General features: G+C 68.7%; 17 protein-coding genes and 2 tRNA genes. 5 read left to right on the plus strand and 14 right to left on the minus strand.

Annotated features, from left to right (window positions below; translation table 11 throughout):
* Positions 1 to 40: 40 nt before the first annotated feature.
* Positions 41 to 128: transfer RNA gene (locus ABEB28_RS14090), tRNA-Ser, on the plus strand.
* Positions 129 to 901: 773 nt separating this feature from the next.
* Positions 902 to 1,732, plus strand: a complete 831-nt coding sequence (locus ABEB28_RS14095) for a CPBP family intramembrane glutamic endopeptidase (RefSeq protein WP_345728500.1) — start codon at positions 902 to 904, stop codon at positions 1,730 to 1,732.
* A gap of 56 nt (positions 1,733 to 1,788) precedes the next feature.
* Here the strand turns inward: ABEB28_RS14095 and ABEB28_RS14100 are convergent, their stop codons facing one another.
* Positions 1,789 to 2,295: a hypothetical protein gene (locus tag ABEB28_RS14100; protein WP_345728501.1), complete on the minus strand. Its 507-nt coding sequence runs from the start codon at positions 2,293 to 2,295 to the stop codon at positions 1,789 to 1,791.
* A 445-nt stretch (positions 2,296 to 2,740) separates the two neighbouring features.
* On the opposite strand from ABEB28_RS14100, the gene ABEB28_RS14105 reads away from it, so the two are divergent.
* Positions 2,741 to 2,893, plus strand: a complete 153-nt coding sequence (locus tag ABEB28_RS14105) for a hypothetical protein (protein WP_345728502.1) — start codon at positions 2,741 to 2,743, stop codon at positions 2,891 to 2,893.
* 10 nt (positions 2,894 to 2,903) lie between these two features.
* Here ABEB28_RS14105 and ABEB28_RS14110 read toward each other — a convergent pair whose 3' ends face one another.
* From ABEB28_RS14110 to ABEB28_RS14125, 4 genes are all read right to left on the minus strand, one after another.
* Positions 2,904 to 3,359, minus strand: coding sequence for an RrF2 family transcriptional regulator (locus tag ABEB28_RS14110; RefSeq protein ID WP_345728503.1), 456 nt, complete (start codon positions 3,357 to 3,359; stop codon positions 2,904 to 2,906).
* 105 nt (positions 3,360 to 3,464) lie between these two features.
* Positions 3,465 to 4,403: an ABC transporter permease gene (locus ABEB28_RS14115; protein WP_345728504.1), complete on the minus strand. Its 939-nt coding sequence runs from the start codon at positions 4,401 to 4,403 to the stop codon at positions 3,465 to 3,467.
* Positions 4,393 to 5,148 carry an ABC transporter ATP-binding protein gene (locus ABEB28_RS14120; protein ID WP_345728505.1) on the minus strand — a complete coding sequence of 252 codons (756 nt, stop codon included), beginning with the start codon at positions 5,146 to 5,148 and terminating at the stop codon, positions 4,393 to 4,395. The genes ABEB28_RS14115 and ABEB28_RS14120 overlap by 11 nt, the downstream gene beginning before the upstream one ends.
* Positions 5,145 to 6,188, minus strand: a complete 1,044-nt coding sequence (locus tag ABEB28_RS14125) for an ABC transporter substrate-binding protein (RefSeq protein ID WP_345728506.1) — start codon at positions 6,186 to 6,188, stop codon at positions 5,145 to 5,147. Before ABEB28_RS14125 ends, ABEB28_RS14120 begins: the two co-directional genes overlap by 4 nt.
* A 197-nt stretch (positions 6,189 to 6,385) precedes the next feature.
* Between ABEB28_RS14125 and ABEB28_RS14130 the strand changes: the two genes are divergently transcribed.
* Positions 6,386 to 7,477, plus strand: a complete 1,092-nt coding sequence (locus ABEB28_RS14130) for a hypothetical protein (protein WP_345728507.1) — start codon at positions 6,386 to 6,388, stop codon at positions 7,475 to 7,477.
* A 54-nt stretch (positions 7,478 to 7,531) separates the two neighbouring features.
* Here the strand turns inward: ABEB28_RS14130 and ABEB28_RS14135 are convergent, their stop codons facing one another.
* The 7 genes from ABEB28_RS14135 to ABEB28_RS14165 all read right to left on the minus strand — a co-directional run bounded on the left by ABEB28_RS14135 (position 7,532) and on the right by ABEB28_RS14165 (position 13,053).
* Complete coding sequence (locus ABEB28_RS14135) at positions 7,532 to 7,882, minus strand: VOC family protein (protein ID WP_345728508.1); 351 nt, start codon at positions 7,880 to 7,882, stop codon at positions 7,532 to 7,534.
* A gap of 91 nt (positions 7,883 to 7,973) precedes the next feature.
* Positions 7,974 to 9,602 carry an alpha/beta hydrolase gene (locus ABEB28_RS14140; RefSeq protein WP_345728509.1) on the minus strand — a complete coding sequence of 543 codons (1,629 nt, stop codon included), beginning with the start codon at positions 9,600 to 9,602 and terminating at the stop codon, positions 7,974 to 7,976.
* Positions 9,603 to 10,186: 584 nt separating this feature from the next.
* On the minus strand, positions 10,187 to 11,407 hold the full coding sequence (locus ABEB28_RS14145) for a glycosyltransferase family 2 protein (protein WP_345728648.1): 1,221 nt from the start codon (positions 11,405 to 11,407) through the stop codon (positions 10,187 to 10,189).
* 248 nt (positions 11,408 to 11,655) lie between these two features.
* A tRNA-Ser gene (locus ABEB28_RS14150) sits at positions 11,656 to 11,745 on the minus strand.
* 62 nt (positions 11,746 to 11,807) lie between these two features.
* The gene (tadA, locus tag ABEB28_RS14155; protein ID WP_345728510.1) at positions 11,808 to 12,284 is read right to left on the minus strand and encodes a tRNA adenosine(34) deaminase TadA; all 477 of its coding nucleotides are present in this window, start codon (positions 12,282 to 12,284) and stop codon (positions 11,808 to 11,810) included.
* Complete coding sequence (locus ABEB28_RS14160) at positions 12,281 to 12,763, minus strand: tRNA adenosine deaminase-associated protein (RefSeq protein ID WP_345728511.1); 483 nt, start codon at positions 12,761 to 12,763, stop codon at positions 12,281 to 12,283. The genes tadA and ABEB28_RS14160 overlap by 4 nt, the downstream gene beginning before the upstream one ends.
* 110 nt (positions 12,764 to 12,873) lie before the next feature.
* The gene (locus tag ABEB28_RS14165) at positions 12,874 to 13,053 is read right to left on the minus strand and encodes a hypothetical protein (RefSeq protein WP_345728512.1); all 180 of its coding nucleotides are present in this window, start codon (positions 13,051 to 13,053) and stop codon (positions 12,874 to 12,876) included.
* Between the two features lie 221 nt (positions 13,054 to 13,274).
* Between ABEB28_RS14165 and gndA the strand changes: the two genes are divergently transcribed.
* The gene (gene gndA / locus ABEB28_RS14170; protein ID WP_345728513.1) at positions 13,275 to 14,723 is read left to right on the plus strand and encodes an NADP-dependent phosphogluconate dehydrogenase; all 1,449 of its coding nucleotides are present in this window, start codon (positions 13,275 to 13,277) and stop codon (positions 14,721 to 14,723) included.
* A 131-nt stretch (positions 14,724 to 14,854) separates the two neighbouring features.
* On the opposite strand, the gene ABEB28_RS14175 is transcribed toward gndA, so the two are convergent.
* Positions 14,855 to 15,295: a hypothetical protein gene (locus ABEB28_RS14175; RefSeq protein WP_345728514.1), complete on the minus strand. Its 441-nt coding sequence runs from the start codon at positions 15,293 to 15,295 to the stop codon at positions 14,855 to 14,857.
* Positions 15,296 to 16,099: 804 nt separating this feature from the next.
* Complete coding sequence (locus tag ABEB28_RS14180; RefSeq protein WP_345728515.1) at positions 16,100 to 17,449, minus strand: hypothetical protein; 1,350 nt, start codon at positions 17,447 to 17,449, stop codon at positions 16,100 to 16,102.
* Positions 17,450 to 17,550: the final 101 nt, after the last annotated feature.

Genomic DNA, 17,550 nt, shown 5'->3' on the forward strand with positions numbered 1-17,550 from the left:
GCGTACGAGCGAGGCTCGCGCGTCCGGTAACCTGTTCGGCGGAGGATTCGCCTAGAGGCCTAGGGCGCACGCTTGGAAAGCGTGTTGGGGGCAACCCCTCACGAGTTCGAATCTCGTATCCTCCGCCAGCCTGGTTGGCCAGGCAAAACGAAGGCCCGGACCCACGGATGGGTACCGGGCCTTCGTCGTCTCTACAGGGCCTGTGGTCTCAGTTGTGGTCTCAGTTGGCTTTCTCGGCCACCTCGTCGGCCTGCCAGATCAGGCCCCGACCTGCTGGCGATGTCGTGCCGGACCTTGGCCGTGAGGTGCTGGTCGCGGGCCGCCATCGGCACCCCATGAGGCCCATCACGGCCCGGTCGGGATCCCCGAGCAGGAGCAGCACCGCGCCGCGATCTGAAGAACCAGCCCCATCCACCCAGCCTGGGCAAACCAGCCCTCAACTCCAAGACTTCGCCAACTCCCGCTTGGACTTGGCGAACCCCCAGGCGAAGGATCGGCCTGGTCTCAGTTGTGGTCTCGTTCGGCGGCCTCCGTGCACCCCTGCTCGACCAGCACCGCGGACAATGCCGAACGCAGCGAACAGCCAAGCGCCGGGTTGGAAAGCGTGTTGGGGGCAACCCCTCACGAGTTCGAATCTCGTATCCTCCGCCAGCCTGGCTAACCAGGTAAACGAAGACCCGGTCCACGGATGACCGGGCCTACGTCGTTCAGCTCGTGCCCTACGGGATCGGCGGGCTCAGCGCGGCCAGGCCGTGTCGGGAGAGCTCGGCGTGCACCTTCGCGGTCGGACCCAGCAGGATGCCGGACTTGAGGACGAGTAGCCGCCGACTAGCACTAGCTCCACCCCGGGACGGGAGCTACGCGTAGTGACCTTCGTTCGGCCCGCTGATGTGCTTCGAGCATGTCTCGGAACTCACGCGGCCTCTGGTCGTTCCTCCTGCTGACGTTCGGCTTCTTCTGGGGTTACATCCTCCTCGCGATCCAGCTCGACCTATCGCTGGACAACCCGCTCTACCAGTTGCCGATGGGATTCACCCCCGCCATCGCGGCCGTGATCGTCCGCGGGTGGATCACGCGCGAGGGCTTCGCCGACGCCGGGCTGGGGCCCCGCTTCCGGGCCGCGTGGCGGTGGTATCTGCTGGCCTGGGTCACTCCGATCGGGGTGCTCGCGAGCCTCGTCGTGCTCGCGACGGTGTTCACCGACTACCGGCCGACCGGGCTCCTCGACGTGCTGCCGCTCGTCTTCGTCGCGTTGATCGTGCCGCCGATCTTCTGGGGTGAGGAGTTCGGCTGGCGCAGCTACCTGCAGCAGCGGTTGTCCGAGCGGCCCGCGGTGGCGATCCTCGGCACCGGGGCGATCTGGGCGGTCTGGCACTGGCCGCTCGCGTTCTCCGGCTACATCGAGTACGACAACCTCGCCGTCGGGCTCGGCTCCTGGTCGCTGCACACGATCTCGATGGGGATCGTGCTGGCGTGGCTGTTCGTGAAGTCGGGCAGTGTCTGGGTGACGTCGCTGGCGCACGGCTGCTCCAACATGGTCACCGGGGTGGGCGGCGAGATGCTGCTCGGTGAGAACGGGGGCCTGAGTCAGGTCACCCGGGACGTGATCGGGGTGATCCCGCTGCTGGTGCTCGCCGGGGTCGTCGTGGCGATCGGCGGGTTGCGGCGCGCTCGGCTGCACGAGGCTCCGGCGGCCGGCCCCGCGCCCCTCAGCCGTGCGGCGCTGACGTAATGGTGCAGCGCCGCCCGGCGAGGAAGGCTCGCCTCGGGGCCGTGGCCCGCAACTACTCAGCTGAGCGCCGCGCACACGTCGGTGGAGCGGCCATTGAGTTGGTAACTCGTCGTCAGCCCGGACGCAGCCACCGAGAAGCGCACGCGGCCGGTGGTATAGGCGAGCTGCGGCACTCCCGAATAGCTGTTCGCGACGGTCGTGGAGAGCAGATTCGCTCCGGTGAGGTCCCCCTCGAAGGCACCGTCCGGGTGAGTCGTCGTCGTTCCCGGACCACTGATGTTGTATCGCAGCGTCTTACCGGTCGACACGTTCGTTACCGTCGCCGTCGCATTTCCGGTCGCTTTGGTCACCTTCGTGCCGTCAGGTTCGGTGGTCTCGCGAACCCGCTGACGACTCGTGAAATCGATGCGCACGTCGAACGGGCAATAGCCGTTGGCGCCCGCGCTGGTGGTACCGGGCAACACGAATGTTCCGCTGGTCGTGGGTGGCCGATCGGCCTCGGCTGGTCCCGCGACGCCCACCAACCCGATGGATATGGCCCCAATCGCAATGATCTTCTTCATTACCCGCCTCCTCAAGATGACCCCTAATAAGGAGGAAGCGTACAAAAGTAGCAATCTAGACATGCCCGGATTTAGCAATCCCGCACTAGTAATCGCATTCACGGACGTGTTTCACCGCGATGGGAACTCCCGTGCGAGAACTGCGACGTTGTGCGCTATTGCGAGTTCTTACCCGCAAGGGAGAGGCACGCGCTCACTCCGCGCCGCGACTCAGCGGGAGCGCCAACGGACCGCGGTGGGGGGCGCGGCCCGTTGGCCCCCTTCAGAGTGCGGTGTTCACGTTTCGGCGCGGTTCGTCGGGCGCACTCACCCAGTGTTCGCACCGGGACGGGGAACGGCTCAGACGTCTGCTACCGGGCTGCACCTCGGCTGAACCGGGCACGACACCTCGCCCGCCGTTAAGTGTGATGCAGACGACGACGGACACGAGCCAGCGGAGGCCACCATGTACGGCAACTCGATCGACAGCGCTTACGACGTCGACCGCTACCTGGAGCTCGCCGCTCGGATCGAGTGGGAAGAGCAGGGTTCGCTCGAGCGTCCGCTTCCGCTCGAGACCGCCGGCTCGTTCGCCGCCGCCGAACCGCTGCGCGGCTGACCGCAGTCGCTCAGCGCGGTGTCCAGGCTCCTGGCGCCGCGACCATCTCGCTGACGTGCGCGGGGAAGTTGCCGGACAGCACGTCCGCCAACGTCACCTCGTCGAGGACGTTGCGGACCGCAGCCCGCACCGCCACCCACACGGTCCGCAGGTTCTGGGCAGCACCGGCGTAGACCGCCGCCTCCGGACGCTCACCTCGGACGCCGGCCAACGGTCCGTCGACGACACGCAGTACTTCCCCGATGGCGATGGAGTCGGCCGGCCGCGCCAACCGGTACCCGCCCTCGGCGCCGCGCTGGCTCCGCACCAGCCCACCGCGGCGTAGGTCGGAGAGGATCGCCTCGAGGAACTTCCGCGGCAGCCCCTGTTCGTCCGCGAGCGCCTGGGCAGTGGAGGTCGTGGGGTCGTTCGCTGCGAGCGCCAGGAGCGCTCGCACCGCGTATTCCGCCCGAGCCGATATCTGCACGCTTCTATAATGCCGGTCCAACGCACCCAGGTCACACTCACCCCCGACCGAATGCATCGGAATTGCCGGAACGATCGGGTTGACTGCCCCCGATCGACCGGCGCGTCAGGCTTCGTGGTCGGCGGCCAGGCCCCAGCGACGCCGCAGCGAGTTGTTGGCCCACCCGAACACCGCGTCGGCCAGGATGCCGATCACCAGAATGACGAGCATGACGCCCAGCATCTGGTCGTACTCGGAGAGTTCGCGGGTGAAGATCAGCAGCCCACCCAGGGAACCGGACTCGCCCATCGTCACGATGAGTTCGCCGGCCATTAGGCTGCGCCAGGAGAACGCCCAGCCCTGCTTGAGCCCGGCGAGGATCGCCGGTAGCGACGCCGGACCGATGACCGTCCGGTAGAGGCCCAGACCGCTGGCGCCCATGTTGCGCCCCGCCCGCACGAGCAGCGGGGGAACGAAGTCGACGCCGGCCAGCACGCCGTTCGCGACCGAGGGCGCGGCCCCGAGGACGATCACGAAGAAGATCGCCGACTCGCCGCCCTGGAACAGCACGACCGCGAGCGGGAACCAGGCGATCGACGGCATCGTCTGCAGACCGGTGATCAGCGAACCCACCGCGGCACGCAGCACGGCGAACCGGGCTACCGCGAAGCCGATCACCAGTCCGATCGCCACCGCGACCGCGAACCCGATGATCGCCCGACGCATGGTCGTGCCCACCGCACTCCAGAAAGAGCCGGTGGTCAACATCTCCCACAGGCTCGGAATGACCTCGCTGGGCGGCGCCAAGATGGTGCGCGACCGCCAGCCGGTCTCCACCACGATCTGCCAGACCGCGATCGAGATGACGATCGCGAGCACCTTCGGCCACGTGCTCCGCCAGAGCCTGCGCCCGAGATCGCGCCGCTCCGGCGCCAACTCCAGCGCGTCGAGCCCGGCCAGCTCCCGCTCGGTTTTCCAGTCAGGGCTGCCGTTGGCTTTCCAGCCGGCGTCCGCGGTGCTGACCGCCCCGTCGCCGCCGCCCTCCGTCGATACGTCAGCTGACATGGCGCCGCACCTCTTCCTTCAGCCGCTCGGTCACCCGGCCGGCGAGCGCGGCGACGTCGGGGGATTCCAACCGCCGCGGCCGAGGCTGGTCGACGTGGAACTCCTCGATCACCCGGCCGGGCCGGCTGGCGAGCAGGACGATCCGGTCGCCGAGCCGGACGGCTTCGCGGACGTTGTGCGTCACGAACAGGACGGTGAGGTTCCGTTCGGACCACACGCGCTCCAGCTCGTCGTGCAACGCGTCGCGTGTCATCGCGTCCAGGGCGGCGAACGGTTCGTCCATCAGCAGGACGGAGGCGTCCTGCGCGAGCGTCCGCGCCAGCGCGACACGCTGGCGCATACCGCCGGACAGTTCGTGCGGACGCTTGTCGACGACGTCCGTGAGCCGGACCGTGTGCAGGAGTTCGCGCGCACGCTCCCGCCGTTCGGCCTTCGCCACGCCGCGCAGCTTCAGCGGCACCTCGACGTTCTGGCCGACCTTGAGCCAGGGGAAGAGCGCGGGCTCCTGGAACATGAACGCAGCTCGGCCGCCCGCCACGTCGATCGACCCCGCGGTCGCCGCGTCGAGCCCGGCGACCAGGTTGAGCAGCGTGCTCTTGCCGCAGCCCGACGCCCCGACGAGGCAGACGAACTCGCCCGGCCGCACGGTCAGGTCGACACCGTCGAGCGCGACCGTGCCACCCGGGTAGCGCTTGGAGACGCCCTGGAGGCTGACGGCAGTGGCGGTACCGGCTGCGACTGTCATGGCTGGGCCACCGCGGTTTCTCCCTTCGCCTTCAACACCTCGTTGAGCGGCTTGAGGTCGTAGAGCCCGTTCAGGTCGACCTTGTCCAGCAGCCCGATCTCCTCGGCGTGCTTGGCGCCCGCGGTGAGCGAGGTCGCGATCGGGTCGTTGAGGAACTCGAGCTTCGGCCACGCCTTCGTGATGATGTCCAGCTTGAGTGGCTTGCCGGTCAGCTTGCCGATCTGCTCGGAGACCGCCTTCTGCGCCGACGCCGGGTCGCTCGTGATCGAGTCGTTCGCCGCGACGTGTCCCTCGAGCAGGGACTTGACCGTCTTCGGGTACTTCTCGAGGAACTCGGTGCGGACGATCAGGTTCGTGATGACGAATCGCTTGTTCGGCCAGAGATCCCGCTCGTCGACGAGGACCTCAGCGCCGGCGGCGACCAGGCGGCTCACCCACGGCTCGGGGACCCAGGCGCCATCGAGCTGGCCGGCGATGAACTTCTCCAGGATCTGGGCGTTCTCCTGCGGCTGGATCTTGACGTCGCCGCCGCCCTCCTTGGTGGCGGTGAGGCCCTGCTCCTTGAGCCAGTAGCGCAGCGCGACGTCCTGGGTGTTGCCGAGCTGCGGCGTACCGATCCGCTTGCCCTTGAGCGTGTCCTTGGTGATGCCCTTCTTCACCACGAACGCGACGCCGCCGGACGCCGACCCGGCGATGACCCGGATGATCTCGCCCTTGCTCTTGACGAAGGCGTTCACCGTCGGGTTCGGACCGATGTAGGTGGCGTCGAGACCCTCGGCAAAGATCTGCTCGACGGCGGCGGGACCCGCGTTGAAGTGCTGGGTCTCCAGTTTCGTCTGGCTACCGAGAGCCTTCGTGAACAGCCCACCGTTGATGCCGACGAGCGCCGTGGCATGGGTCAGGTTCGGGAAGTAGCCGAGCCGAAGCGTGCTCGCGACGCCGTCGGTTCCGCTGTCCTCCTCGTCGCCCCCACACGCCGCGAGCGCACCCAGCAGGCCGAGCGAGGCGGAGCCTGCCAACAGTTGGCGGCGCGTGATCACGGGCGTCTCCTCGTAAAGTTCGTCTGTACGGTCAATCCCAGCTGCTCGATAGAGATTGCAGGCCCGATCGGCAAAGCGTCAAGGTCGTGCCGCGTGGCGGTTGTCTCTCGTCTAAGCTCTGTCCGTTCGGCCGACTTCGAGGACCCCCGTTCGCTACATGCACGACTGAGAGCCGGGGCGCGTGGGAAAGTAGAGACGTGGCTCGGTCGGCACCGCTCGTCGCATCCCGGCAGTCGTCGATGTTGCTGGTGCAGCAGTTCCTCACCACCTACCTCGGCTCGTGGCTGCGGACCGCGACCAAAGGCCGGGTGACGAACCCCCCGGTAGTGATCACCGCACCAGCGGGGACCTTCGCGTCCGCCGTCCGGGACGTCTCCGTTGAGGGTGCTGAAGCGAAGGTTGTCCACTTCGACGAGAACCCCGCCGCATTACGGCCACTCACCGCGGCCGGAGCGGACGCGCGACGCGGCACCGTCGTCGATGCGCTGCCCGAACTGCTCGTCGAGGCGGAGCAGGCGGCCCTTCTGCTGATTCTCGACGTCGCCTCGGGGAGCCTTCCGCTCGCCGACCTGACCACTCTGCTCACCGGGCCTCGGGCCGGTCGCTGGCCGAGCAGCGACGTCATCGCGTTCATCCGGGCGGACTCGATCCGACGCACCGCCGCCAAGCTGATCGGTGAACGCCGGTCGGAGGCCGCGCTGGAGAAGCTCGACCACGCGGTCGGAGCGGAGTGGCGCACCGAGTACCACTCCGGTGGCGCCGGTGCGGTGGTCCGGGGTTACCTGCGGCGGCTGGAGGCGGCGCTGCCGGGGCGGGCATGGCCGGCGGCGGTGCGGGTCAACCCGAACGACGAGCCGGTGTTCTGGCTGATCCTGATCACCCGACAATCACACGGAGCGTGGGCGTTCGCCGACGCCGTGGCCCGGGCGCGGCGCGGCTGGCGCCGGACGTTACGCCAGGCCGGCGCCGAGAAGACGCCGCAGGCACAGCTCGCCGTCGAAGGCCTGCAGAGCGCCGAACGGCTCGCGGTCGGCGCGGAGCGTCACGAGGAGCGGGCGGTCGTCGAGAGCCTGAAGCGCAACCTGCTGGAGACCCGACGCCGGGTCGGCGAGTTCCGCATCTCCGACCGCCCCCGCGAGGTCCTGGACGGGCTGTTCGGCACGGCCGACACCGCGCAGATCCGGGCCGCGGTGCGCGAACTGCACGCCGCGGGCAAGACCCTGTCGACCGGAGTCGGCGGCGACATCCGCGACCACGTCCTCCGGCTACCGGATCGCCGCGCCCGCTGACGCGTTGCACGTTCCTGTCCCCCATAGAGGCGACGAGCGCGCAACGCCCGAGGGTCAGTCGTGGTTCTCGCCGACGACGTAGATATAGCCGTCGGGGTCGGTGAGCGTGAGGTAGGTGGCCCACGACTCGACCACCGGCTCGGTCACCTCGACTCCGCGGCCCTTGAGGTCGTGGAACGTCGCTTGGGCGTCGTGCGTCGTCAGGGTGCACGGTGCGGCGGCCGTCGGCGGGAACACGTAGCCGTCCTGCGGCTCGATCAGCGCGACGCGGGTGCGGGCACCACGCGGCGCGACGTCGATCCAGCGTGTTCCGTCGGACGTCAGTGCGTCCGTGCGCAGTTCCCACCCCAGCGCGTCGACGTAGAACTCGAGCGACCGCTGCTGGTTCCGAACATAGAGAATCACGCAGTTTACGTGAGAAATCATGGTCCGAGACCTCCTGAGCACGGACGACCGCTTTGTCGTCCGTGCCCAGGGATGCCCGAAACTCTGCTATCTACTCAATCGGCCGTGCAGAAACATATTCATGCACGGTGCCGCGCCCCGCCTTGGCAGCGGACTTGGCCGTGGTACCGGCTTCCGCCGTCGGCGCCAGCGGCTCGGGGTCCGGCAGCGCGGCGCAGGTCGCGTCGACGAGACCCGGACCGTCCGGCCGCGCCCCGGTCGCCAGGTAGTCGGCCAGGTACTTGTCGAGACAGGCGTTGCCGCTCAGCGTGATGCCGTGGTTGCCACCCTCGGCCTCGACCACCAGGCGCGAGTTCTTGAGCTTTCGCCGCATGACCTCGGCACCCGGGTACGGCGTCGCCGCGTCGTCCGTGGCCTGGAAGATGAGCACCGACTCGACCTTCGAGTTCGACACGTCGATCGGCGACAGGCTCTTCACCGGCCAGAACGCGCACGGCGCGTTGTACCAGGCGTTGTTCCACGTCATGAACGGCGCCTTGCGGTACACCCGCCAGTTGTCCTCGACCCACGTCGACCAGTTCCGCGGCCAGTGAGCGTCCCGGCACTGCACCGCCGCGTAGACGCTGTAGCCGTTCTCGCCGCTCTCGTCGATCGCCGCGAACGCCTCGTAGACGTCCACCAGCGCCTGCTCGTCCTTCTCGTTCACGTAGGCGGCCAGCGCGTCGGCGAGGTAAGGCCAGTAGCCGTTGAAGTAGCCACCGGGGATATAGGTGTCCTCGAACTCCGACGGTCCGACGACGCCACCGGCCGGCTTCGCCTTCAGCGCCGCTCGGGTCGCATACCACTGCTTCAGTACGGCGTCCTGGGTGGTGCCGAGGTGGTAGGTCGCGTCGTACTTGGCGACCCACGCCGCGAACGCCTTGTGCCGCGCGTCGAACGCGTAGTCCTGATCGAGGTTGTTGTCGTACCAGACGCCGGTCGGGTCGACGACGCTGTCCAGCACCATCCGACGGACGCTCCTCGGGAACAGCTTCGCGTAGACGGCGCCGAGGTAGGTGCCGTACGAGTACCCGAAGAAGTTGATCGTCTTCTCGCCCAGTGCCAGCCGGATCGAGTCCATGTCCTTGGCCGAGCTGAGCGTGTCGATGTACTTCAGCAGGCCGTTGTACTTCGCGCCGCAAGCGTCGGCGAAGGATTTCGCCCGCTTGAGGTTGGCCTCCATGTCGGCCCTCGTCTTCGGCACCGAGTCGGGGCGCACCGGGTCGAAGTAGCCCGGCAGACAGTTGAGCGCGGGCTCGCTGCTACCGACTCCGCGCGGATCGAACCCGATGACGTCGTACTGCGCGGCGACCGCCGGCGGCAGGTTGCTCGCGACGAAGCCGGCCAGCGTGAGCCCGGAGCCACCCGGCCCACCCGGATTGACCAGCAGCGCACCCTGCGAGGTGGCCGCGGTGTGCGGTACGCGGGAGACCGCGAGGCTGATCTTCTGGCCGCTCGGGTTCTTGTAGTCGAGCGGCACAGAGACCTTGCCGCATTGAAGCGTGGGGTAGTTCTCGGTTCCGCACGCCGTCCAAGTGATCGGACTCGGTGCAGCCACCGCGGGCTGCGCTCCGACCGCAGGCGGGGCTTGTGGCGCCGCTGCGGCCGGTGACACCAGCGCCGGCGAGATCAGCCCGGCTAAGGCGATCCCGGCGACGGCCAGTGCTGGGCGTCGTCCCATGAGTGCCTCCGTGATCAGCGAGGGTCGACTGCTGACAACTCCACCGATCCTGGCCCAGTCGGGACTAGCCCACAGGGATACCGCAATAAACGCCCGGATGCCCGTTTACCAGGTCTATTCTGCGCCGTTCATCCTTGTTCCGACATAACAGGTGCGTAGGCGGGAGTCGCGGTCATCCTGCATCGGCGCGGCGTTGCCAGCCTTCCCCCGTTCATCTCTGAAGGCTGACAACACCGCATCGGTTCCGACGTCCCGATCCTGTTGCCAGCCTCCGGTCCCCACCTCCCGAAACCGTGCCACTTCGGTCCAGCAGGGGCGACGCCTAGCCGGAAGAGGCCGGGGCGCGCCAAGCGGGCGCCGAGGAAGTCCCCGCACTTCCGCCGAAGCGGTGCAGCGACGACGACCGTCCCGGCATCCGTCGATGTCCACCGAGCCTGGGGATGATCCGCATGATCGCCGATCCCATCGCCACGAGCGCGAACGCTGCGAGGGACAGGTAGAACAGGCGGCCTGCGCCGTCCAGAGCAAACGATCCGCTGGTCACGAAAGCCGCCGGAGCCAAAGCCATTTTGTGATACATGCATTCACCATTTCCGTTCACGGCGCAGCAGACTCATTGCGTACGCCTTGGCGTGGACGAATTGCAGAAAATAGTCGAGTACCAGTTCGTACATCGACGCCGAGATCAGCATTTGTCGCCAACCCCGGTAGCGCACGGTCACCACCCGCTCGATCATGAAGATCCCGGTGACGCCGAGCCAGAACAATTTGACGTGCAATCCCCCGTAAAAAGCGAGTGAGAAGACGATCGACCCGAGGTAGGCGAACGTGATCAGGACGCCGAGCATCGTCACGAACTGGCGTCCCCAGTAGCGCCATGTAACGCGGGTGAAGCCGTACTGGATGCAGTTCTCGACCGCACCTCGCTTCCACCGCTCGCGTTGCCGCCACAGGTCCCCCCAGGACGTCATCACCTCGGTGGTCAACGTGCAGTCGCTCGGGCTCAGCACCCCGTAACCGAGGGTCTTCAGCGCGAACGTCAGCTCGTTGTCCTCAGTCAGCACGGAGGTGTCGTAGACACCACCGATCCCGTTGCCCGCCGGAAGCACCCCGGCGAGGCGGGCCCGGGAGACCGATAGAAGGGTGGACGCGCGGAAGAGGGCGGCGGTGCCGGTGACCACCAGGCACTTGCCGCGGAGTCTGTGCACGTCACGGCGGTAGCGCTCGTACTCGTTGCGCTGCAGGTGACCGACGAAGCCGCCACCGGGACCGCCGCGGAAGAGTCCGCCGATGGCTCCGAGGGACGGATCCGACATGAGCCATGCCGTGGCGTTGCGGAGGAAGTCGAAATCCAAAACGCTATCGGCGTCGACCACCATGATGAGGTCGTCGGGAGCCGTATCGGGCAACAGCCTGGCGAGAGCCTGATTCAGCGCTCCTGCCTTTTTGTGCCGGTTACCGACGCTCTCCATAACGGTAGCGCCGGCGGTCCTGGCGATTTCGGCGGTGTCGTCCGTGCAGTTGTCCGCGACGACAATGACCTGGTCCGGTCGTTGTGACTGGGACAGTAGGCCCTGAACGGTGACGTAAATCCCGTCCGCTTCGTTGTGCGCGGGTACGAGGATCGTCACCCGCCCGTGCGGTGCCGCGTCCGGGGGTCTCTTCGATCTGGCTTTGCCCCGGTAGGTGAGTGGAACCGGGCGCAGAATAGCCGTCGTATCGAACAATCCGTCCGAATTGTCAGAGGTGGTGACCGGACCTGCGCGTCGGCTCTGTTCGGAAAGACTGGGTGAGTTCGCAACCACGTCCAAGGGAACGCGGTAGCTCGTGGGTGAGTTATGGGTCGAGCCGATGGTTGGGACTTTCGGCCAGAGGCCTCAACCGAATGCAGGATAGAGCCCGAATAACCCACCGTCACTTTAGGACTAATAGGATTCCCAGACAGCACGGCCGTAAATTCACATTCAGCATTGAACATTCAAGGCCGGCGATCCGCTGAGCAGGTCAGGAACGACAACGGGCCGGACCTCTGCAGGTCCGGCCCGGGTGTTCGTGGCGGTGGCGGTGGGATTTGAACCCACGGAGGAGTTGCCCCCTCACACGCTTTCGAGGCGTGCTCCTTCGGCCGCTCGGACACGCCACCGCCGAAGACGATACCGGATCCCGCGCGGCGGTCCGAATCGCGTCCGGCCGTAGCGGATGCGGTCAGCGGCGGAGGGCGAAGAAGCGGTCCAGCAGCGCCGCACAATCCGGTTCGAGCACCCCGCCGACCACCTCGGGACGGTGGTTGAGCCGCCGGTCACGAACGACGTCCCAGAGCGACCCTGCGGCCCCCGCCTTGGCGTCCCAGGCGCCGAACACGACCCGATCGACCCGGGCCAGCACCAGCGCCCCCGCGCACATCGTGCAGGGCTCCAGCGTCACCACGAGCGTGCACCCGGCCAGCCGCCACGTTCCCAGCGCCGTAGCCGCCCGACGCAGCGCCAGCACCTCCGCGTGCGCGGTCGGGTCCCCGGAGGCTTCCCGCTCGTTGCAGGCGCGCGCCAGCTCGGTGCCGGCGGCGTCCAGCACGATCGCGCCGACGGGCACGTCGCCAGTGGCGAGCGCACCCTCGGCGACCGAGAGGGCGGTGCTCATCGCGTCCCGATCGGGCGAGGACACGACCAGGCGCTGAGGTTTCATTCGCCCCGCAGCTCGATCAGGGCGTCCGCGCTCCCGATTTTGCGGGAAACCTCCAGCATGACGTCCGAAGGCAGCATTCCCTCGTGCGCGCAGAGCGCCAGCAGGTCCCGGGCGGAAACCCCGAGGTCCGCCAGCAGATCGACGTCCCCGACCGGCCGGCCCATCAGCTCGGGATCGTCCGCGTCGTCATCGTCCGGAACGTCGACCTCCTCGAGGTCGGCCAGCAGAGCGGCGCCCACCCGGGACTCGTCACCGAACGAAGCATCCGAGCCGAAGACGCGTGTCTCGGCTCCGTCCAGGCGGACGACGACCAGGAACTCGTCGTCGGCCTCGACGAACAACAGCGCCGGGTCGGCTTCCGGCTCCACCTCACGCAGCAGGTCCACGGCGGCTTCCACGTCCTGGATCTCGTCCAGATCGAGTTCAGCGGCGACCCACCCTCGGCGCGGACGGACCAGGGCAGCAGCGAAGTACGACACGGGCCTCCTCCCGACGAGGACGATCCAAACGTCCGCTCATCAGGATCGGGCCGGATCCTTCCGGGCGCCAGCCCCGGGCCCGGAGAGGAAGAAACGTCAGGTGGGGATTCTCACGCCATTCGGCGACGATTGGTGATGAAATCACGCTGACGCTCGTGGCGGGCGCGGCGCGGGGCCACGCGGTTCCGCAAGGCTCGAGCTTCCGCGAGCTCGGCGAGTAGCTGGATGCGTCGACGCCGCCGCTCTGGATCGAGTCGCTCGATGTCCTGGCCGCTCATGCCTTCGACCATGCCCAAGAATCTGGCGTTCATGCAAGAACCGCGGGCGCAACATCCTGTTACGTCCAGGGCGATTCTTATGTTCGCAACCTCCGGTTACCAAGAGTAGTCAGATCCACACTCGCCTTCCGAACGCCTGAACGCGGAGTAGACCTGTTACGTAGTCCACACCGAGCCCACCCCCGACGCCACCGGTAACCGGGGCGGACCGGGCACTACCACGAGGTGACGAGATGACTTCGACAGCGACGGCAGACATCGGCGTAACCGGCCTGGCCGTGATGGGTCGGAACCTGGCCCGCAACCTCGCGAGGCACGGACACGCCGTAGCGATCCACAACCGATCGCCGGAGAAGACGCGCGCTCTGGTCAGCGACCACGGCTACGAGGGCACGTTCGTCGCCAGTGAGTCGATGGCCGACTTCGTGACCTCGCTGAAGCGTCCCCGCGCGGTGATCGTGATGGTCAAGGCCGGTCAACCGACCGACGCGGTGATCGACGAGCTGATCCCCTTGCTGGAGCCGGGCGACATCGTCGTGGACTGCGGAAATGCCCACTTCCTCGACACCAGGCGCCGGGAGGAGACGCTCCGCGAGCACGGGCTGCACTTCGTCGGCACCGGCGTGTCCGGGGGCGAAGAGGGCGCGCTGCGCGGCCCGAGCATCATGCCCGGTGGCTCGGCGGAGTCGTACCAGAAGCTCGGACCGATCTTCGAGTCGATCGCGGCGCAGGTCGACGGCGTGCCGTGCTGCATTCACGTCGGCCCGGACGGCGCCGGCCACTTCGTCAAGATGGTGCACAACGGCATCGAGTACGCCGACATGCAGCTGATCGCCGAGGCCTACGACCTGCTGCGATCCGGCCTCGACGCCACCCCGGGCCAGATCGCCGACATCTTCCGCGAGTGGAACCGGGGCAGCCTCGAGTCGTTCCTGATCGAGATCACCGCCGACGTGCTCGCACACGTCGACGGTCGGACCGGCCGGCCGTTCGTCGACGTCGTCCTGGACCAGGCCGAGCAGAAGGGCACCGGCCGTTGGACCGTGCAGAGCGCGCTCGACCTCGGCGTCCCGATCACCGGCATCGCCGAGGCCACGTTCGCGCGCTCGCTGTCCGGCCACGCCGAGCAGCGCGAGGCCGCTCGGGCGGTGTTCCCGGTGACGAACGAACTGGCCTGGGCCGCCGACGACCGGGAAGGCTTCATCGAGGACGTCCGCAAGGCGCTCTACGCCTCGAAAGTCGTCGCCTACGCGCAGGGCTTCGACATGATCAAGGCCGGTAGCGAGGAGTACGGCTGGAACGTCGACCGGGGCGCCACGGCCACGATCTGGCGCGGCGGGTGCATCATCCGCGCCCGGTTCCTCGACCGCATCCGAGAGGCCTACGACGACGACCCGGAGCTGCCGACGCTGCTGGCCTCGCCCTACTTCGTCAAGGCTGTCTCGGACGGCGTCGAGAGCTGGCGCCGGGTGGTCGCCGATTCAGCACGGGCAGGCGTCCCGACGCCGGCGTTCTCCTCGTCGCTGGCGTACTTCGACGGGCTGCGGCGGGGCCGGCTGCCCGCCGCGCTGATCCAGGGCCTCCGCGACAACTTCGGCGCGCACACCTACCGCCGCGTCGACAGCGAGGGGGCGTTTCACACCCTATGGGGCTCCGACAAGACTGAGTCGGCGGCCCGCTGACCCACCGAGCCTGACAGCCTCGGTGGGCGGGGCCNGACCACAGCTAGGTCGAGGCGGCCTCGCGCTCGACTGCCAGGCTCGTCCTCAGCGGGCTCCAGGTCAGAGCCATGAGCGCGCCTGCGGGCGCTCGCTTAGATGAAGAGCTGGTCCAGGTCGAAGACGCTCCAGCTCAGAACGAGCATGGTGACGGAGAGGGCGGCGCCGGTCACGGCGGCGACTCCGACGCCCATGCCGCGGTCGCCGCGGGTGAGCAGCACCGCTCCGGCCGCCCCGGCGAGCAGGACCGCGACCAGGGACAGGCCGACGAACGACGTCGTGCTCCAGGACACCAGGCCGACGAGCACGAAGTAGACCAGCGAGACGCAGACCCCGATCAGCACGCCCCACCAGCGCACCGCGCCGCTCTCCCGGTACCGAGGGCGGCGCGGCGCCGGCGGCTGCGCGGCCTCTGGCACGTATCCAGGGGGTGGCCGGTGCGGCGCGGGGTCCCACGCCGCACCGGGCGTCGCATCCCACGGCCGGGTTGCCGGGTTGCCGTGCGAAGGGGCGTTCGCAGGGCCGGGCATCGTCATGAATTGAGCTTAGGCCGTGTTTCGAAGGCCAGCAGACCGCCGTGGGCGCCCTGAACCTTCCTAACACGGCCTGACTCCGTGGCCGAGCGGTCACCGCTCGTGTGGTTACTACGTCGTTCCGTGCGACCCAGTCTGGTCAAGACTGGACACGTTCGGCATCCTGGAGCAATGGGCGAGGTGTTACCGCTGCCACACCGGGGCGACGTGTTTCTCGACCCCCGTGGTGAAGGCCGGTCGTTGCGAGTGAGTGGCCATCGTGGGGCAGCCACTGTCGTGCTGAGCATCTGGCGGCAAGGCGAGTGCCGGGCGACGTTCCGCTTGGCCGGCGCCGAGGTCGACGAGTTCATCCGAGCGGTGCTCAGCGCTGCTCCGCCGTCCGCTCCCGGCGCCGACCTGCCGGCCGTGGCCGGCGAGCCGCTGACAGCCGGCGAGGCCGGCGCCCCGTCGGTGCTCCAGGTGCAGATCAGCGGCAACGTCGTGGTTGAGCTGAACCACGGCGTTTCGGACGCCACCCCAGCGGGCGTTCCCGCAACGGACGTCACTCCAGCGGACTTTCCCGCAGCGGACGTCGTCTCCGAAGCCGCGGCGGCGCCGGTCGATACGCCTCCGGCCCGGACGAGCACGCCGGAGTCGGTGGCATCCACGACGACGCCTACCGCCCGCATCGTGCCCGTCGACGACGAGCCGGTGACCGAAGTCTCGGCCGCAGATCCCCTCATCGACGGTGCCGCCACCACCGGTGACGTTCTGGCCGGGCTCAGCAGGCCGGTATCCGTCCCGGAGGTGACCACCGCATCCGAGGAGTCACCCGACCCCGCGGAGGCCGCTGGCACCACGGGGCCAGCGGACAGCACCGCCGGTACTGGGGACGCCGGGAGCACCGGGGACCCCGGCAGCACCGGCCATGACGACTCGACCGGCCGCCGACCCGGAGTCGACCCGACCGACTGACCCCGCCGCCGACCCCGCGTCGCCCAGGCGCAACGCCGCCCGCAGTAGCGACCGCTGCCGCTCGACCGCCCGGTGCGTGTCCCGACAGAGCTCCCGATAGGTCGCGAGTGGGTCGGCCGGCACACCGAGCGCCGCTCGCACGGCGGTGAGCAGCGGCGTCGCCTCGGTCTCGTACGCGGCCAGCAGAACGTCGATCGCGGCGTGCGGATCGTCCGCCGCTTGCGCCGCCCGCCACGCCGCCCGGTCGAGCAGCATGGCCTTCGCCGCGGCCTCCTGTACCGCCGAGACAGTGCGCAGCGTCGCCTCGATGCCCGGCTCCTCCTCGGGGGCGAGCGCGACGACGAACGGCACCGGACAGCGCCGCCCACGAACCAGCACACCGCCTTCCGCGGCGTCGATCATCGCGAGGAACAGGGCGAACGGACGGTCGATCCGGACGCCGCGTCCCAGCAGGACGCCGGCCAGCCGGTCGGCGGCCCGCAACGTCGTGATGCTCAGTTCGGGGTCTTCGTCGAGCAGCGGGGCGGGGTCGAGCAGCACCTTCGTGCCGGGCCCGGCGGCCGCGGCCAACGACAGCGCGGTCTGCCAGTCCGGACGGCTCCGGCGCACCGGATACGGGTCGTCCACCGCGTAATCGACGACGAGGCTCACGTCTGCCGGGAGTTGCCTGCGCAGTCCGGCGAGGACGTCGGCCAACTGGTCGATCCGGCGCTTCGCCTCGTCCCGTCCCGGATAGGGCGCGTTGTTCCGCAGCCGCAGGAGAAGCCGCCGGGCACGGACGTCGACCGCGACACCGGCCGCCCGGCGCAGCGCGACCAGCGCGCGACCGGCCAGCTCGGTATCCGGGTGGCAGAGCGGTAGCGGGCGGCCGCGCCGGGCCGAGACGTCCGGCAGCACGGTGCCGATCCGGATCCCCGCATCCGCCGCGTGCGCCACCAACTCGGCGGGGTCACCGACGCGGTCCCCGGGCAGCTCCAGACTGACTTCCGGAGTGATCGCGGTGAGGCGGTGGACCAGCGACGCGTCCGCGACCGCGTCGTGCCCGGTGAAGCGACCTGCCGCCGAGTCGGCGGGACGACGCAGCAGGGTCGCGGACACTTCGAGCCGCATGCTGCAGAGCGTCGCGACCGCGTCCGCGTCGACGCCCCAGAGCAGTCGCCGCCCGCCGGAGTCCCGATCGGTCACCGCCGCGCGCTCGGTCATCACCGCACGCTCGCAAGCAGCTGGCTGCTCGGGCGCGGTCGGCCGGGGCTCGGCACCCGTCGCCGACGAAGACGCCGGTGCGGTCGCCGAAACGGAAGCGG

This window comes from Cryptosporangium minutisporangium (assembly GCF_039536245.1).
GTDB lineage: Bacteria > Actinomycetota > Actinomycetes > Mycobacteriales > Cryptosporangiaceae > Cryptosporangium > Cryptosporangium minutisporangium.

Excerpts from the sequence above, each read along its gene's own strand:
- tadA (WP_345728510.1), bottom strand. The coding sequence starts at position 12,284 with ATGAAACCTCAGCGCCTGGTCGTGTCCTCGCCCGATCGGGACGCGATG.
- ABEB28_RS14175 (WP_345728514.1), bottom strand. The coding sequence starts at position 15,295 with ATGACGATGCCCGGCCCTGCGAACGCCCCTTCGCACGGCAACCCGGCA.
- ABEB28_RS14180 (WP_345728515.1), bottom strand. The coding sequence starts at position 17,449 with ATGACCGAGCGCGCGGCGGTGACCGATCGGGACTCCGGCGGGCGGCGA.
- ABEB28_RS14105 (WP_345728502.1), top strand. The coding sequence starts at position 2,741 with ATGTACGGCAACTCGATCGACAGCGCTTACGACGTCGACCGCTACCTG.
- ABEB28_RS14165 (WP_345728512.1), bottom strand. The coding sequence starts at position 13,053 with ATGGTCGAAGGCATGAGCGGCCAGGACATCGAGCGACTCGATCCAGAG.
- ABEB28_RS14100 (WP_345728501.1), bottom strand. The coding sequence starts at position 2,295 with ATGAAGAAGATCATTGCGATTGGGGCCATATCCATCGGGTTGGTGGGC.
- gndA (WP_345728513.1), top strand. The coding sequence starts at position 13,275 with ATGACTTCGACAGCGACGGCAGACATCGGCGTAACCGGCCTGGCCGTG.
- ABEB28_RS14140 (WP_345728509.1), bottom strand. The coding sequence starts at position 9,602 with ATGGGACGACGCCCAGCACTGGCCGTCGCCGGGATCGCCTTAGCCGGG.
- ABEB28_RS14095 (WP_345728500.1), top strand. The coding sequence starts at position 902 with ATGTCTCGGAACTCACGCGGCCTCTGGTCGTTCCTCCTGCTGACGTTC.
- ABEB28_RS14120 (WP_345728505.1), bottom strand. The coding sequence starts at position 5,148 with ATGACAGTCGCAGCCGGTACCGCCACTGCCGTCAGCCTCCAGGGCGTC.
- ABEB28_RS14115 (WP_345728504.1), bottom strand. The coding sequence starts at position 4,403 with ATGTCAGCTGACGTATCGACGGAGGGCGGCGGCGACGGGGCGGTCAGC.